Annotated in this window: 16 protein-coding genes and 1 tRNA gene; 9 read left to right on the top strand and 8 right to left on the bottom strand. The window is 63.9% G+C overall.

Features of this window, described 5'->3' with window-relative positions:
* Positions 1–10 precede the first annotated feature (10 nt).
* The 3 genes from maiA (at position 11) to AC07P1_RS12025 (ending at position 2,326) form a co-directional block, all read left to right on the top strand.
* Complete coding sequence (gene maiA / locus AC07P1_RS12015) at positions 11–655, top strand: maleylacetoacetate isomerase (RefSeq protein WP_494696454.1); 645 nt, start codon at positions 11–13, stop codon at positions 653–655.
* A 73-nt stretch (positions 656–728) separates the two neighbouring features.
* Positions 729–1,829: a porin gene (locus AC07P1_RS12020; protein WP_494696038.1), complete on the top strand. Its 1,101-nt coding sequence runs from the start codon at positions 729–731 to the stop codon at positions 1,827–1,829.
* Between the two features lie 32 nt (positions 1,830–1,861).
* Complete coding sequence (locus AC07P1_RS12025; RefSeq protein WP_494696039.1) at positions 1,862–2,326, top strand: cache domain-containing protein; 465 nt, start codon at positions 1,862–1,864, stop codon at positions 2,324–2,326.
* Between the two features lie 13 nt (positions 2,327–2,339).
* On the opposite strand, the gene AC07P1_RS12030 is transcribed toward AC07P1_RS12025, so the two are convergent.
* Complete coding sequence (locus AC07P1_RS12030; RefSeq protein WP_494696040.1) at positions 2,340–3,230, bottom strand: LysR family transcriptional regulator; 891 nt, start codon at positions 3,228–3,230, stop codon at positions 2,340–2,342.
* Positions 3,231–3,335: 105 nt separating this feature from the next.
* On the opposite strand from AC07P1_RS12030, the gene AC07P1_RS12035 reads away from it, so the two are divergent.
* A complete protein-coding gene (locus tag AC07P1_RS12035) occupies positions 3,336–4,502 on the top strand; it encodes a mandelate racemase/muconate lactonizing enzyme family protein (RefSeq protein WP_494696041.1) in 1,167 nt (388 codons plus the stop codon).
* Between the two features lie 145 nt (positions 4,503–4,647).
* Here AC07P1_RS12035 and AC07P1_RS12040 read toward each other — a convergent pair whose 3' ends face one another.
* Positions 4,648–5,946 carry an ATP-binding protein gene (locus AC07P1_RS12040; protein ID WP_494696042.1) on the bottom strand — a complete coding sequence of 433 codons (1,299 nt, stop codon included), beginning with the start codon at positions 5,944–5,946 and terminating at the stop codon, positions 4,648–4,650.
* Entirely contained in the window at positions 5,943–6,680 is a 738-nt protein-coding gene (locus AC07P1_RS12045) for a response regulator (RefSeq protein WP_494696043.1), read from the bottom strand. The genes AC07P1_RS12040 and AC07P1_RS12045 overlap by 4 nt, the downstream gene beginning before the upstream one ends.
* A 162-nt stretch (positions 6,681–6,842) precedes the next feature.
* On the opposite strand from AC07P1_RS12045, the gene AC07P1_RS12050 reads away from it, so the two are divergent.
* Genes AC07P1_RS12050 through AC07P1_RS12065 form a run of 4 tightly spaced genes read left to right on the top strand, consistent with a single transcriptional unit; the run spans position 6,843 to position 9,614 of the window.
* A complete protein-coding gene (locus AC07P1_RS12050; protein WP_494696044.1) occupies positions 6,843–7,559 on the top strand; it encodes a cytochrome c biogenesis CcdA family protein in 717 nt (238 codons plus the stop codon).
* 2 nt (positions 7,560–7,561) lie between these two features.
* Positions 7,562–8,101 carry a thioredoxin family protein gene (locus AC07P1_RS12055; protein ID WP_494696045.1) on the top strand — a complete coding sequence of 180 codons (540 nt, stop codon included), beginning with the start codon at positions 7,562–7,564 and terminating at the stop codon, positions 8,099–8,101.
* Positions 8,102–8,130: 29 nt separating this feature from the next.
* On the top strand, positions 8,131–9,150 hold the full coding sequence (locus AC07P1_RS12060) for an alpha/beta fold hydrolase (RefSeq protein ID WP_494696046.1): 1,020 nt from the start codon (positions 8,131–8,133) through the stop codon (positions 9,148–9,150).
* Between the two features lie 38 nt (positions 9,151–9,188).
* Complete coding sequence (locus tag AC07P1_RS12065; protein WP_494696047.1) at positions 9,189–9,614, top strand: organic hydroperoxide resistance protein; 426 nt, start codon at positions 9,189–9,191, stop codon at positions 9,612–9,614.
* A gap of 255 nt (positions 9,615–9,869) precedes the next feature.
* Here AC07P1_RS12065 and ligK read toward each other — a convergent pair whose 3' ends face one another.
* The 3 genes from ligK to AC07P1_RS12080 are packed head-to-tail and all read right to left on the bottom strand — an operon-like array spanning position 9,870 to position 12,780.
* Complete coding sequence (gene ligK, locus AC07P1_RS12070; protein WP_494696048.1) at positions 9,870–10,583, bottom strand: 4-carboxy-4-hydroxy-2-oxoadipate aldolase/oxaloacetate decarboxylase; 714 nt, start codon at positions 10,581–10,583, stop codon at positions 9,870–9,872.
* Between the two features lie 11 nt (positions 10,584–10,594).
* Positions 10,595–11,623 carry an amidohydrolase family protein gene (locus AC07P1_RS12075; RefSeq protein WP_494696455.1) on the bottom strand — a complete coding sequence of 343 codons (1,029 nt, stop codon included), beginning with the start codon at positions 11,621–11,623 and terminating at the stop codon, positions 10,595–10,597.
* A 38-nt stretch (positions 11,624–11,661) separates the two neighbouring features.
* Entirely contained in the window at positions 11,662–12,780 is a 1,119-nt protein-coding gene (locus tag AC07P1_RS12080; protein ID WP_494696049.1) for a 4-oxalomesaconate tautomerase, read from the bottom strand.
* 118 nt (positions 12,781–12,898) lie between these two features.
* Here AC07P1_RS12080 and AC07P1_RS12085 point away from each other — a divergent pair, with 118 nt between their 5' ends.
* Entirely contained in the window at positions 12,899–13,150 is a 252-nt protein-coding gene (locus AC07P1_RS12085; protein WP_494696050.1) for a helix-turn-helix domain-containing protein, read from the top strand.
* Positions 13,151–13,177: 27 nt separating this feature from the next.
* Here AC07P1_RS12085 and AC07P1_RS12090 read toward each other — a convergent pair.
* Together AC07P1_RS12090 and AC07P1_RS12095 are read right to left on the bottom strand one after the other, a co-directional pair.
* A tRNA-Pro gene (locus AC07P1_RS12090) sits at positions 13,178–13,254 on the bottom strand.
* A gap of 238 nt (positions 13,255–13,492) precedes the next feature.
* A complete protein-coding gene (locus tag AC07P1_RS12095; protein WP_494696051.1) occupies positions 13,493–13,780 on the bottom strand; it encodes a hypothetical protein in 288 nt (95 codons plus the stop codon).
* Between the last annotated feature and the right edge of the window lie 522 nt (positions 13,781–14,302).

Below are 14,302 nucleotides of genomic sequence, written 5' to 3' on the forward strand. Positions count from 1 at the left end.
CAACCCGCAGCTGGTATTGCATAACTATTTCCGCAGTTCGTCGGCTTATCGCGTGCGCATCGCGCTGGGTCTCAAGGGGCTGCCTTTCGACTACGTATCGGTGCATTTGAACCGCGATGGCGGCGAACAGTTCCAGCCTGCCTTCAGCGGACGCAATCCGCAGCAACTGGTGCCGGTGCTGAGCGACGGCGGGTTCGATGTCGGCCAGTCGCTGGCCATCATCGAATATCTGGACGAGACCCATCCCGCCACACCGCTGATGCCGGCGACCGCGCAAGGGCGTGCGCGGGTGCGCCAGCTGTCGCTGGCCATGGCGTGCGATATCCACCCGTTGAACAACCTGCGCGTGCTGAAGTATCTGACCGGCCCTATGGGCGTGGATGAAGGCGCGAAGAATGCTTGGATCAGCCACTGGCACGGCATCGGCCTGACGGCGCTCGAGGCGGAGCTGGCGCGCGTTGCGCAGCGGGGCCGCTACTGCGTCGGGGATTCGCCGACGATGGCCGATTGCTGTCTGGTTCCGCAGCTGTTCGCGGCGCGTCGTTTCGGCATGGACGTGGCGCCTTTCCCCACCCTGCTGGCCATCGAGGCGGCATGCCTGGAATTGCCCGCGTTCGAGCAGGCGCACCCCGGGCGTCAGCCGGACAGCGAATAAATAGTACCCAAGCAGTAGAAAAGCAGCAGAAGTACCCGTAGCACCAACTAAAAACTATAACGGAGAACATGTAATGAAGAAGACAGCATATGCCTGCGCCATCGCCTGCCTCGGCAGCCTCGCCACCCACGGCGCCATGGCGCAAAGCAGTGTCAGTATCTACGGGCTGCTCGATAGCGGCGTGGTGTACACCACCAACGCCAACGCGGCCGGCAACTCGGTCGTCAAGGTGCCCGGTTTGACGGGCAGCCTGCCGTCGCGCATCGGCTTCAGGGGCGTCGAGGATCTGGGCGGCGGCTTGCAGGCCGTGTTCACGCTGGAGAGCGGCGTCAATGTCGACACCGGGACGATGGGGCAGGGGAACCGGCTGTTCGGCCGCCAGGCGTCCGTCGGACTGAAAGGCGCGTTCGGCACCTTGACCTTGGGCCGGCAGATCAACATGACCTTCCTGGCGTCGCTCAAGTCGGACGTGCTCGGTCCGAACCTGTTCAGCATGTCCAGCATCGATTCGTACATCCCGAACGCGCGCAGCGACAACGCGATCGGCTACCTTGGGAATTTCTCCGATTTCACGGTGGGTGCCACCTACAGCTTCGGGCGCGACGCTTCTTCGGCGGGCGGACCGCCAGCCACCGGTTGCGGCGGGGAGGTGGCCGGCAATTCCAAGGCGTGCCGCCAGGTAACCGGTTTGCTGGGGTATGACAACAAGCGGCTGGGAGTGACCGCGACCTACGACATCATGTACGGCAACACCGGCGCGGCGGCGGGGCTGACCACCAGCGAGAGCAGCGACCGCCGCACCACCTTGAACGGTTACGTGATGGCGGGCGAATGGCGCATCGGCACCGGCGTCATGGCGCGCAAGAAGGTGGCCGCCACGCGCGTCAACGATCTTGAGTCGAATTTGTACTACCTGGGCGCGAGTTATCCGCTGATGCCGATGCTGACGCTGGACGCGCAGGTCGCCCGTCACGATGTTAAGCACAGCGGCAACGATTCAACGCTGACGGCGCTACGTTTGACGTACTTCCTGTCGAAGCGCACGGCGGTTTACAGCTCGCTCGGCCGCATGAAGAACGCCGGCCTGGCCGCGATCTCGCTCGACGCCGGCGGCACGGTGGGGCAGGGTATGAGCCAGTCCGGCGTGTCCGTCGGGGTTCGTCATACGTTCTGATCGTCTTTTGTCCATATCCAAGGAGAGTTAACATGCGTGCACAGATACTCAAGATTGTTTTCGCGTTTTTCGCCGTGGCGTTGTCGTTGGGCGTATCGGCCGCCGAGCAGCGGGCCAGCAGGGAGGAGGCGGTCGCTATGGTGAAAAAGGCGATCGACTACCTCAAACAGAACGGCAAGGAAAAGGCCCTCGCCGAGTTCAACAACCCGAAAGGACAGTTCGTCGACCGCGAGGTGTATGTCGTGGTGATGGATATGAACGGGACGGTGCTGGCGCATGGCGTCAATCCGAAGTTGCTCGGCAGGTCGCTCATTGAGATCAAGGACGTCCACGGCAAAGCCTTCGTGCGCGAGCAGGTCGAACTGGCCAAGACCAAGGGCAGCGGCTGGGTGAATTTCGAGTGGAACAATCCGGTGGCACAGAAGATGGAGCCGCGCTCGACGTACCTGGAGCGCACCGGCGACTACATCGTTATCAGCGGAGTCTACGGAAAGTAGGGCGAACAAAGCGTCAGCTGAACTCCTCGACGAGGAAGTCGATGAACGCGCGGACCTTCGCCGGCAGGTTGCTGCGGCTAAGGTAATACAGATACAGGTCCGCGTCCGGCAGCCTGTAGTCCTTCATGATCTCCTTCAAGCGGCCGCTTTCCAGGTATTTCGCGACATCCCATTCCGAGCGCTGGACGATTCCGTGGCCGTCCAGCGCCCAGTTCATGACGATATCGCCGTCGTTGCTCGAGACCGCGCCGCGCACTTTCACCAGTTCCACCGCTTTGCCTTTTTGTAGCCGCCAGGTGCCGTACACGTCGTCGTTCTGGCGGTGCAGGATGCAGCGGTGCCGGTGCAGTTCGGCGGGGTTTTGCGGCTCGCCGGCTTTTTTTAGGTACGCCGGTGACGCGCACAAAAATCGCTTGTTCGACATCAGCTTGCGCGCGGTCAGGCGCGTATCGGGCAGTTCGCCGAAGCGGATCGCCAGATCGTAGGCCTCCTCCACCAGGCTGATAGGGCGGTCGGTCAAATGCAGTTCCACCTCCACCTCGGGGTACGCGTGCGCGAAGCGCGAGACGATAGGCGCGATCCGCGTGCGGCCGAAGCCGGGCGTGGCGTTCACGCGCAGCAGTCCCTTGGGCGCGGCGCGGCCGCTGGAAATCGATTCCTCCATCTCGCGTATCTGGTGCAGGATATGCGTCGATTGCGCCAGGTAGGTTTCCCCCTCCTGGGTCAGGCTGATGCGCCGCGTGGTGCGGTTGACCAGCCGCACGCCGAGCTTTTGCTCCATCAGGCTCAAACGCTTGGTGATGGCCGGCGGCGTGACGCCCAGCTCGCGGGCGGTGGCCGACATGCTACCCAATTTCGCCAGCAGTACGAAAAACGCCAGGTCGGGTGCGGTTTCAATTTTCATTTAAAGTGAATAAAGGTTTTAATTTAGGTTAATTTTAACAGTCAAATTCAAGAGTAAGCTGGCGTCATTGGCTGAGCACAGCGCCCCACACCCAGGAGACTTACCATGAAAATTGTTGAAATCCGCGAAAAAACCGTCCCGATCAGCTCCCCGATCCGCAATGCCTACATCGACTTCAGCAAGATGACCTTGAGCCTGGTGGCGGTGGTGACCGACGTCATCCGCGACGGCAAGCCGGTGATCGGCTACGGCTTCAACTCGAACGGCCGCTACGGTCAGGGCAAGCTGATGCGCGAGCGCTTCATCCCGCGCATCCTCGAGGCCGATCCGCAAAGCCTGGTCGACGACAGCGGCAACAATCTGGACCCGCACAAGATCTGGAACTGCATGTTCACCAACGAAAAGCCGGGCGGGCACGGCGAGCGTTCGGTGGCGATCGGCACCATCGACATGGCGGTGTGGGACGCGGTCGCCAAGATCGAAGGCAAGCCGCTGTTCCAACTGCTTGCCGATCGCTACGGCGACGGCAAGGCCGACCGCAACATCTTCGTCTACGCCGCCGGCGGCTACTACTACCCGGGCCAGGACCACAACAAGCTCAAGGACGAGATGCGCAGCTACATCGACCGTGGCTACACCGTGGTCAAGAAGAAGATCGGCGGCGCCTCGCTGGACGAGGACCTGCGCCGTATCGACTCGGTGCTGAGCGTGCTGCAGGACGGCCAGAAACTGGCGGTCGACGCCAACGGCCGCTTCGACCTCGACACCGCGATCCGGTACGCCAAGGCGCTGTCGCAGTACGACCTGTTCTGGTACGAGGAGCCGGGCGACCCGCTGGATTTCGAACTGCAGGCGACCTTGCGCAACTACTACACGAATCCGATGGCGACGGGCGAAGACCTGTTCTCGATGCAGGACGCGCGCAACCTGATCCGCTACGGCGGCATGCGCGCCGACCGCGACTGGCTGCAGTTCGACTGCGCGCTCAGCTACGGCCTGGTCGAATACCTGCGCACGCTCGACATGCTGCGCGAGCACGGCTGGTCGGCCAAGCGCTGCATCCCGCACGGCGGCCACCAGATGTCGCTGAACATCGCCGCCGGCCTGGGCCTGGGCGGCAACGAATCGTACCCGGACCTGTTCCAGCCGTACGGCGGCTTCCCCGACGGCGTCAAGGTCGAGAACGGCCACATCATGTTGCCGGAACTGCCCGGCATCGGCTTCGAAGGCAAGGCCGACCTGTACCGCGAGATGGTCAAGCTGGCCGAGTAAGCCCCGGTGTCAAACCTTCGGGGTCAGGTCCTAATGCCGCTAAGTTAAGCGTTCATCTACATCACGTAGGGCGGATTAGCGCAGCGTAATCGGCCAAGCTCCGTCGGCGGCTCATGGCGGATTACGGCGTTCCGCCTAATCCGCCCTACGACGGCAAGGTCAGGCTGGCCTCCAGCCCGCCGTCGGGATGGTTGCGCAGGCTGAGCGTGGCATCGATGGCCTGCGCCAGTTGCCCCGCGATCGCCAACCCCAGTCCGGTGCCGCCGGTGTCGCGGTTGCGCGAGGCTTCAAGGCGATAGAACGGTTGCATCACGTTGTCCAACTCCGCATCGGGAATCCCCGGTCCGTGATCCCGCACGCGGATCGTCACCCGGCCGTCGGCAGCGCCGACGTGCAGCTCCGCCGAGCCGGCATACTTGATGGCGTTGTCGATCAGATTCCCCAGCACCCTGCGCAGCGTGTGCGGGCGCGTGACCACGGGCGCGCCGGCTTGGCCGTCCAGCTTGATCGCATGCCCGCCATCCAGATAATCCCCGACCAGGCTCCCCAGCAGCGAGTCCAGATCGACGCGGCACGCCTCCTCCGACGTGCCGTGCAAGGTGCGCGCATAGGCCACGCCGTCGCGCACCAGCATTTCCATCTCGATCAGATCGCGGTTCATTTTTTCGCGTTGGACGTCGTCGTCCATCATGTCGGCACGCATGCGCATGCGCGTGATAGGCGTTTGCAAATCATGGGAAATCGCCGCCAGGATCTGGGTGCGTTCGCCCAGGTGGGCCGCGATGCGTTGTCGCATGGCGTTGAACGCGCGCGCTGCGCGTGCCACCTCCAGCGGCCCGCTTTCGGGCACGGGATCGGATGCCAGGTCCGGCCCGAGCCGGTCGGCGGCGTCGGCCAGTTGCGCCAGCGGGCGGGTGGCCAGCCGCACGCCGTACCACGTGACCACCGCCAGCAACGCGAGCTGCGACAGCAGCACCGCCGGCAGCCACGCCGGAATCGGCAGGCCGGTAGGCCGCATGTCGATGACCAGCGTGGCGCCGTCGCTGAGCGTCACGTGCGCCTGGACGCGGTTAGGATGGCCCGGTACCGCGCTGGCGGTGACCGGATACTGTTTGCCGATGGACTTGACGAACGATGCGGCGGCCCGCTTCGACAACTCGCTGTCGGGCGCATGGCCCGTGTCGCCCGGCCCCAGCGAAAATCGATAGCTGCGGCGTTCCAGCCGTGGCAACCATGCCCCGCGTTCGTCGGCCGGCAGATGGTCCAGCAACGCCACCGAGCTGGCGACGTCCTGCTCCAGATAGCCGAGCATCAAACCGGTGGTCGCTTCGCGCCGCTCGCTGACGATCAGCCAGTACGACATCGCGTGGGCCGCCGCCAGGCCGATGAACAGGATCAGCGTCAGACGCGTGAACAGCGTGCGTGGCCAATGCAGCCGGGTCATGCCGCGCCTCCGGGATCGACCTCGCAGGAGAACACATAGCCTTCGCTGCGCAAGGTTTTAATGTAACGGGGCTCGCGCGCGTCGTCCAGCAGTCGCTGGCGCAGGCGGCTCACCAGCAGATCGATCGAGCGGTCGAAGCTGTCGGCGTCGCGCCCTTGCGTGAGGTTGAGCAGCTGGTCGCGCGTCAGCACCCGGCGCGGATGGTCGAGGAACACGCGCAGCAAGCGGTATTCGGCGCCGCTCAGCGAGACCACCGTGCCGGCGCGGTCCAGCAGGTGGCGGCCGACGGTGTCCAGCCTCCAGTCGCCGAAGGTGATGAACTGCCCCGGCTCGTCGACCTGCATATTGGGTGGCAGCATGCGCGCGCGGCGCAGCACCGAGCGGATGCGGGCGAACAGTTCCCGCACGGCGAAAGGCTTGGTCAGGTAATCGTCGGCGCCCATCTCCAGCCCGACGATGCGGTCGGTCTCCTCGGCGCGCGCGGTCAGCATCAGCACCGGCAGCGCGCGCCATTTGCTGGCGCGCAGTTCACGGCACAGGGTCAGGCCGTCCTCGCCGGGCAGCATCAGGTCCAGCACCAGCAGATCGAAGTTCTGTTGTTCCAGCAGCGCGCGCATCTGGCGGCCGTTCGCCGCCACGGTGGCGCGCATGCCGTTCTTTTCCAGATAAGCGGCCAGCAGTTCGCGGATTTCGCGGTCGTCGTCGACGATGAGGATGTGGTCTGTATTTTCCATGGACGCATCTTAACCTGTGAAAGAGGGTCCTATCGCCCGCTTTGTATCCCAGTGTATCCGGATCGACCCTGTACACACAACATTGCAAAAGCCGGGTTTTTGGACACAGCCGATACACACCGCACCGATTAAATGGAGTCTTCCAAAACAGGAGGACAAGCCATGAACAACCTTATCGAACTGCCGCTGGCGACGCTCGCCGGCGTGCTGACCATCGCCTCTCCCTGCGTGCTGCCTATCCTGCCGATCGTATTGGGCAGCACGTTGCAGGGTACGAACCAGCGCACAAACCGCAGCCGCCCGCTGTTCATCGTGGCCGGCTTCGTGCTGACCTTCGCCGCGCTGGGCATGCTGCTGGCCAGCGCCTCGCAGCACGTGGTCGTCGCCCACGAGACGCTGCGCCTGGCCGGCATCGCCATGCTGATGCTGACCGGCTTGCTGATGTTGTGGCGCCAGCCCTACGAATGGCTGATGGCCCGCATGGGCGGTTTCCTGCACCGCGCCGGCCCGTCGGCGGACGGCAGCAGCGGCAACGCCGGCGGCTTCGTGCTCGGCATGTCCCTCGGCGCCGTGTGGACGCCGTGCGCCGGTCCGGTGCTGGCGTCGATCCTGGTGCTGGTCGCCAAGGCGCAGGACATCGGCTGGTCGGCCACGCTGCTGGTGATGTACGCCCTCGGCGCCGGCATACCGATGCTGGTGATCGCCTACGGCGGCCAGTTCATGGCGACGCGGGTGCGGGTGCTGGCGCGCCATTCCCATCGCCTGATCCAGGTATTCGGTGTGCTGATCCTGCTGACCGGCTTCGCCATCTACTTCCAGTACGACGTTGTGATCTACGCGGCCCTCGCCGACTTTTTCCCCACCCTGAAAGGATATTGAACATGAAATCCGTTTTCCAAACCACCCTGGCCGCCATCGCCTTGTCGTCCGCCGTCTTCACCGCAGCGGCAACGGCGGCACCGGTCGCTCCGACTGTGGCGCCGCAATTCACCGGCATCCAGCAATGGCTCAATAGCGAGCCGCTGGCCATGGGCCAGTTGCGCGGCAGGGTCGTGCTGGTCGACTTTTGGACCTACACCTGCATCAACTGCATCCGCACGCTGCCCTATGTGAAGAGCTGGCACGAGAAGTACAAGGACCAGGGCCTGGTGGTGGTGGGCGTACACACCCCGGAATATCCGTTCGAGCGCTCCACCGACAACGTGAAGACCGCGATCAAGCGCTTCGGCATCACCTATCCGGTCGCCCAGGACAACCAGTACGCCACCTGGAGCGCCTACAACAACCAGTACTGGCCCGCCGTGTACCTGATCGACAAGCAGGGGAAGGTGGTTTACCAGCACTTCGGCGAAGGCGCGTACGCGGCGACCGAGGCCAAGATCCGCACCTTGCTGGCCGAGCCGGCGCTCGCGTCCAAGTAATCCGTATTCATACATCGAAAGGAATCGTCATGACTGAACCTACCAACATGAAGCGCCGCGGCTTTTTGAATACGGCCGCGCTGGGACTGGCCGCGAGCCAGATCGGGCATGCGGGTGTCGCTTTTGCCGCCACCTTGTCGCCGGCGAACGCCTTCCCCGCGATCCGGCAGATTAACGCCGGCCTGCTCGACGTCGGGTACGTCGACATGGGGCCATCCGACGGCACGCCGATATTGCTGTTGCACGGCTGGCCCTACGACATCCATGCCTTCGTCGACGTGGCGCCTGTCCTGGTCGCGGCGGGATACCGCGTGATCATTCCTCACCTGCGCGGTTATGGCAGCACGCGGTTTCTATCGCCGCACACGCCGCGCAACGGCCAGCAGGCGGCCTTTACCGCCGATGCGGTCGCCTTCATGGACGCGCTGAAGATCGATAAGGCCATCGTCGCCGGCTTCGACTGGGGCGCCAGGATCGCCGGCACACTGGCGGCGTTGTGGCCGCAACGCTTCACGGCGCTGGTGGCGGTCAGCGGGTATCTGATCGGCAGCCAGGAAGCGAACCGGGCGCCGCTGTCGCCCAAGGCCGAGCTGCAGTGGTGGTACCAGTATTACTTCGCCACCGAGCGAGGCGAGCTGGGCTACCGCGCCAACACCCACGCGTTCGCTCGGCTGATCTGGGAACTGGCCTCGCCGCAATGGAAATTCGACGACGCCACGTTCGTCCGCTCGGCCGCGTCGCTCGACAATCCGGACCACGTCGCCATCTCGATCGGCAACTACCGCTGGCGGCTGGGCCTGGCGCCAAGCGAAGCGCGCTATGACGATCTGGAACGGCAGTTGGCGCGCTTCCCCGACATCGGCGTGCCGACCATCACGATGGAAGGCGACGCCAACGGCGCACCGCATCCCGATCCGAAGAACTACGCGAAGAAATTCAAGGGCAAGTATGAACACAGGTTGCTGACCGGCGGCATCGGCCACAACCTGCCGCAGGAAGCGCCACAGGCCTTCGCCCGGGCCATTCTCGATGTGGCGAAGTTGAACTGAGCCGCACACACATTTATTCACATACAAAGGAAACGATCATGAACCACACTGAAAAAACGCTGTACACCGGCAGCACCCACACCACCTCCGGCGGCCGCGACGGCGCCGCCCGCAGCGCGGACGGACGCCTGGACATCAAACTGTCTTCGCCCGGATCGGCCGGGACGGGCACCAATCCGGAGCAATTGCTGGCGGCGGGCTGGTCCGCCTGCTTCATCGGCGCGATGGGGCTGGCCGCCGGCAAGCTGGAGGTGCGGTTGCCGCCTGAATTGTCGGTCGACGCCGGGATCGACCTGTGCCACGGGGAGGGCGGTTACTTTTTGCGGGCGCGGTTGAACATCAACATGCCCGGCGTGGAGCGCGGGATCGCGCAGGCGGTGGTCGACGCCGCGCATCAGACCTGCCCGTACTCGAAAGCGACGCGCGGCAACATCGACGTCGAGCTGAAGCTGAACACCATTTAAAAATCACATAACAGCTAGCGTGTTATTGCTATTGTTTAGTTTCGTGGCTGTGCCAGAATCAGTTGTCCTTTGCTAAATACATGGGTATTTCACCGCCGAACCACAACGCCGTGCTATCGAACAGGCGGCGAGCTGGTCGACCTGTTCCATGAGTTCACCGGCGATCCGGCCTTGCAACGCCAGATCCTGGTCGACAATCCCGCCCGTTTGTACGGTTTTGAATAGCGGTTGGGCGGGGCCGGCGGTGCCGCCGGCTCAATCGAGGTAGCGCAAGCCGGCGTCGGCCAGCGGTTGGCGCATGTTGTACATGTCCAGTCCGAGCACGCCGGAGGCCAGGCGCGCGCGCTTGCCGGTCTCGTTGGCTTCGCGCGCGGCGGCGGCGTCGGCCACCTGCCGCGCCAGCACCGCCGGCACCACCACCACGCCGTCGTCGTCGGCGACGATGACGTCGCCTGGATTAACCAGCGCGCCGGCGCAGACCACGGGAATGTTGACCGAGCCCAAGGTCGCCTTGATGGTGCCCTTGGCGCTGACGACCTTGGAAAACACGGGAAAGCGCATCGCGGCCAGGTCCTTGACGTCGCGCACGCCGCCGTCGATGACCAGGCCCAGCGCGCCCCGGGCGCGGAACGAGGTGGCCAGCAAATCGCCGAAAAAGCCATCGCTGTTGTCGGCGGTGACGGCCGCCAGCACGACGTCGCCCGGCTGCAACTGCTCGGCGGCGACATGCATCATCCAGTTGTCGCCCGGTTGCAGCAGCACCGTCACCGCCGGCCCGCACAGCGCGGCGCCCGGATAGATCGGCCGCATGTACGGCGCCAGCAGGCCTACCCGGCCCATGGCCTCGTGGATGGTGGCCACGCCGAACTTCGACAGGTCGGCCACGGCGGCCGGATCGGCCCGCACGATGTTGCGTTTGACGATGCCCAGCTGGTTCAGGGGGGCGTGGTTTGAACCGGTGTTGTCCATGTGGTGTCCTTTTATTTGTTTTGCCGCGCGAGGGCGGCATCGAGGCGGGGGAACACGCGGCGCGCGTTGCCCTCGTAGATCTGGTAGCGCTGTTCAAGGCCGAGCTGGTCGGAGGCCTCGATATAGCGTTTGGTGTCGTCATAGTAGTGGCCGGTTTCCGGGTCGATGCCGCGCACCGCGCCGATCATTTCGGACGCGAACAGGATGTTCTCGACCGGGATCACCTTGGTCAGCAGGTCGATGCCGGGCTGGTGGTAGACGCAGGTGTCGAAGAAGATGTTGTTGAGCAGATGGTCGCGCAGCAGCGGTTTTTTCATTTCCTGCGCCAGGCCCCGGAAGCGTCCCCAGTGGTAGGGCACGGCGCCGCCGCCATGCGGGATCAGGAATTTCAGCGTCGGGAAATCGGCGAACAGATCGCTCGTCAGGCACTGCATGAAGGCGGTGGTGTCGGCGTTGAGGTAGTGGGCGCCGGTGGTGTGGAAGCAGGCGTTGCAGCTGGTGCTGACGTGGATCATCGCGGGGATATCGTACTCGACCATTTTCTCGTAGATCGGGTACCAGGCGCGGTCCGACAGTGGCGGCGAGGTCCAATGCCCGCCGGACGGATCGGGATTGAGGTTGATGCCGACGAAGCCGTAATCGTTGACGCATTTTTCCAGCTCGGCGACGCAGCCGCGCGGATCGGCGCCCGGCGATTGCGGCAGCATGGCCGCGCCGATGAAGTGTTCGGGGAACAGCGCCGCCACGCGCGCGCATAGCTCGTTGCAGATGGCGGCCCAGGTGGCGCTGGTCTCGGCGTTGCCGATGTGGTGCGCCATGAAGCTGGCGCGCGGCGAGAAGATGGTGAGGTCGGAACCGCGCTGTCGCATCAGCCGCAGCTGGTTCGATTCGATCGATTCGCGCAGTTCGTCGTCGCTGATTTTCAGCTCGGAGGCCTTCGGTCCCAGGTGCGGCGTGTTGAGGTTGTCGATCTGGCGCTTGCGCCAGTCCTCCAGCGCCTTGGGCGCCGTCGTGTAGTGTCCATGGCAATCGATGATCAGGGGATTGTTGAGCGGATCGCGTTGTGGTGTGGGCATGTTTATTCCTTGCTGGCGGGAAGCATCACTTCGCCGCGCATGATCAGGCGCGCGGTGCGCAGCAGGGCGGCGCGGGTGACGCGTTGCGGGTTGGCGGGATCGAGTCCCAGTTCTACGCTGAATTCGCCAGACGGGTGTTCCACGGACACGGTCTTGACGTCGCCGCGCAGCGGGGTGGCCATGGCGCCGGCGACGCTGCCGTCGAGCACGCAGGCGGTGGCGACCGTGACCGCGGCCAGCACGCCGATCGATTCATGGCAGACATGGGGGATGAAGCAGCGGGTGGCGATGCCGCCACCATCGCGTGCCGGCGAGAGCAGGCACATCTTTGGATAATTCTTGGCGCGCACGTCGCCCAGGCCCATCATCGGTCCGACCGCCAGCCGCAGCGCTTCGAGTGCCGCCTTCAGCGCGCCGTCGGCGTTCAGTTCGGCCACGCTTTCGGCGCCGGTGCGGCCCAGGTCGGCGGCCCGCACCAGCACCATCGGCATGCCGTTGTCGATCAGCGTGGCGTCGATGGTAAAGGGCGGGGCGCCGTCGGGGGCGACGTCGATCCTGTCGAGCACGTTGCCGGTGGGCAGCAGCGCGGGGCAGACCGAACCCGCGGTGTCGAGGAAATTGATGCGCACCGGCGCTGCCGAGCCCGGCACACCGTCGATGCGGCAATCGCCGCCGTATCGCAGCTTGCCGCCCGGGGTCGGCAAGGTGACGTCGCACTGCATGCCGGTGTTCAGGGTCAGGATGCGGGCGGTGGTGCTGTCGCCCTGCGGCCGCAACAATCCGCGCTCCAGCGCGAACGGCAACACCGCCGCCAGCATGTTGCCGCAGTTGGGCGTGGTGTCGACGCCGTCGGACTCCGGTTGCAGCTGGGCGAACAGGAAGTCGAGGTCGACGCCGGGCGTGGTGCTGGGCCGCACGATGCCGGCCTTGCTGGTCAACGGGTGGGCGCCGCCCAGGCCGTCGATCTGGCGCCGGTCGGGGGAACCCAGCGCCGCCAGCAATATCTGGTCGCGCGCCGCGAGGTCGCCCGGCAGGTCCGATTCGAGGAAAAACGGGCCGCGCGAGGTGCCGCCGCGCATCAGCATGCAGGGTATCGCGCGCTGGTCGGAAAGGGAGGTCATGAACAAGTCCTTGGCTGGTGTCGGTGCTGCCAGTATCGCCACAAGCGTCCGGGGGCGGGTTGCTATGTACTGTGGATGCTGTTCTAATATTCTTATCGACCTATCACAGGGATGACCCATGGAGAGCGCCGCCGACGCGCCCCCCGTCAGTCTGCATCACTTGCATGTGTTTGCTTCCGTCGCGGCCAGCGGAGGGGTGCGGCGCTCGGCCGAGCTGCTGTTCCGCGCGTCGTCGGCGGTGGCCCGCTCGGTCGCCGCGCTGGAGCACGACCTGGGCCGGCCGATCGGCATCACCTCGCGCGGCGGCGCGCAAATGTCGGCTGGCGCCGCCGAGCTGCAACGCTATTTACGGGGTGCCGCCAGCGCATAAGCGGCTCCGTTTTCGCGGGAATGGGATTGGTCGGGGTGAGAGGATTCGAACCTCCGGCCTCTGCGTCCCGAACGTAGCGCTCTACCAGGCTGAGCCACACCCCGACTGCAAATCGTGATTCCTGTACCTACCAAAGCTTTGTAAAAACAATGACTTGATGACCGCTTCGCTTTCTTGCGCATAATTGCGCGAAGCCGCAACCAAGGGCTCTTTGGTATGCATTGGTATTCATTTTAACGAAGGCGAAGACGGATTACAAACGAAAAAGCCGCCCCATTGGGGCGGCTCGTCTATGCATGTTCAGTGCGCGCGATGGTCTATCTTGCTGACCTCTGCGAGTTGCTACACGTCGCCATTTACCCAGCGCTTGCCTGCCTCTTCATAGGCCTCGTCTAGCCAGCCGAGCAGCTTATCGCAGAGGTCAACCTCTTCGTCGTAGAGATTGAGTTCCTCAATATCTACACGTGCGGTTGAAGTGTGCATGCTGAGTTCTGCGGTCGAGCCCTGTCTTGACGCTTTCTCGTCGAAGAGCTCCACGACCAGATGTGGCAGCCGCTCGTCTCCATCGAACGATTGAAGCATGTAGTCCTTGGAGGCCTTCCAGCCGAGCGCAATGTCAGTTTTAATCATGTGTTTTCCTTTAAATTTGAGGTCGAGTTCTGAAATGAACTCTGATGTTGAAATGAGTGTAGCTAGGCCACTTAAACGGCAGAGTAGCCTTTGGAAATGGGGGAGTTACGCTAGCGCCGGTCCGCAACCACATGGCTCGGTAAACGTGCCAGAGGCGGAGACTGCCTATATGTCACTAGGGACTAGATGCGCGCTAGCGCAGCTGCTTTGGCTCGCATGCGTACGAGTGAGGCGCCTGTCGAGTTCGTCGTGCGTCGACCTGGGTTCGCGCCGAAAGCCGTCTCAGGAAGAGAAGTTTTTTTCAGTGCTAGCTCCGCGTCCTCGGGCGACGCCGCGCGGAGGGTGGCGTCAAGCCACTTGTAAAAGATTTCTGGGTGCCACAGTACTCGTCGGCCGATACTTACCGGCCTTGGCAACTCACCTAAGCTAACGAAAATTTCGACTTGTCGAACGGAGCAGCCGATGGCTTCTGCGACGTCCTGTTTGCTCAATGGTTTAAACGGCGTGATGTTTTGGGTCATG

It is taken from the genome of Duganella sp. GW821-FHT07F09 (genome assembly GCF_059418705.1).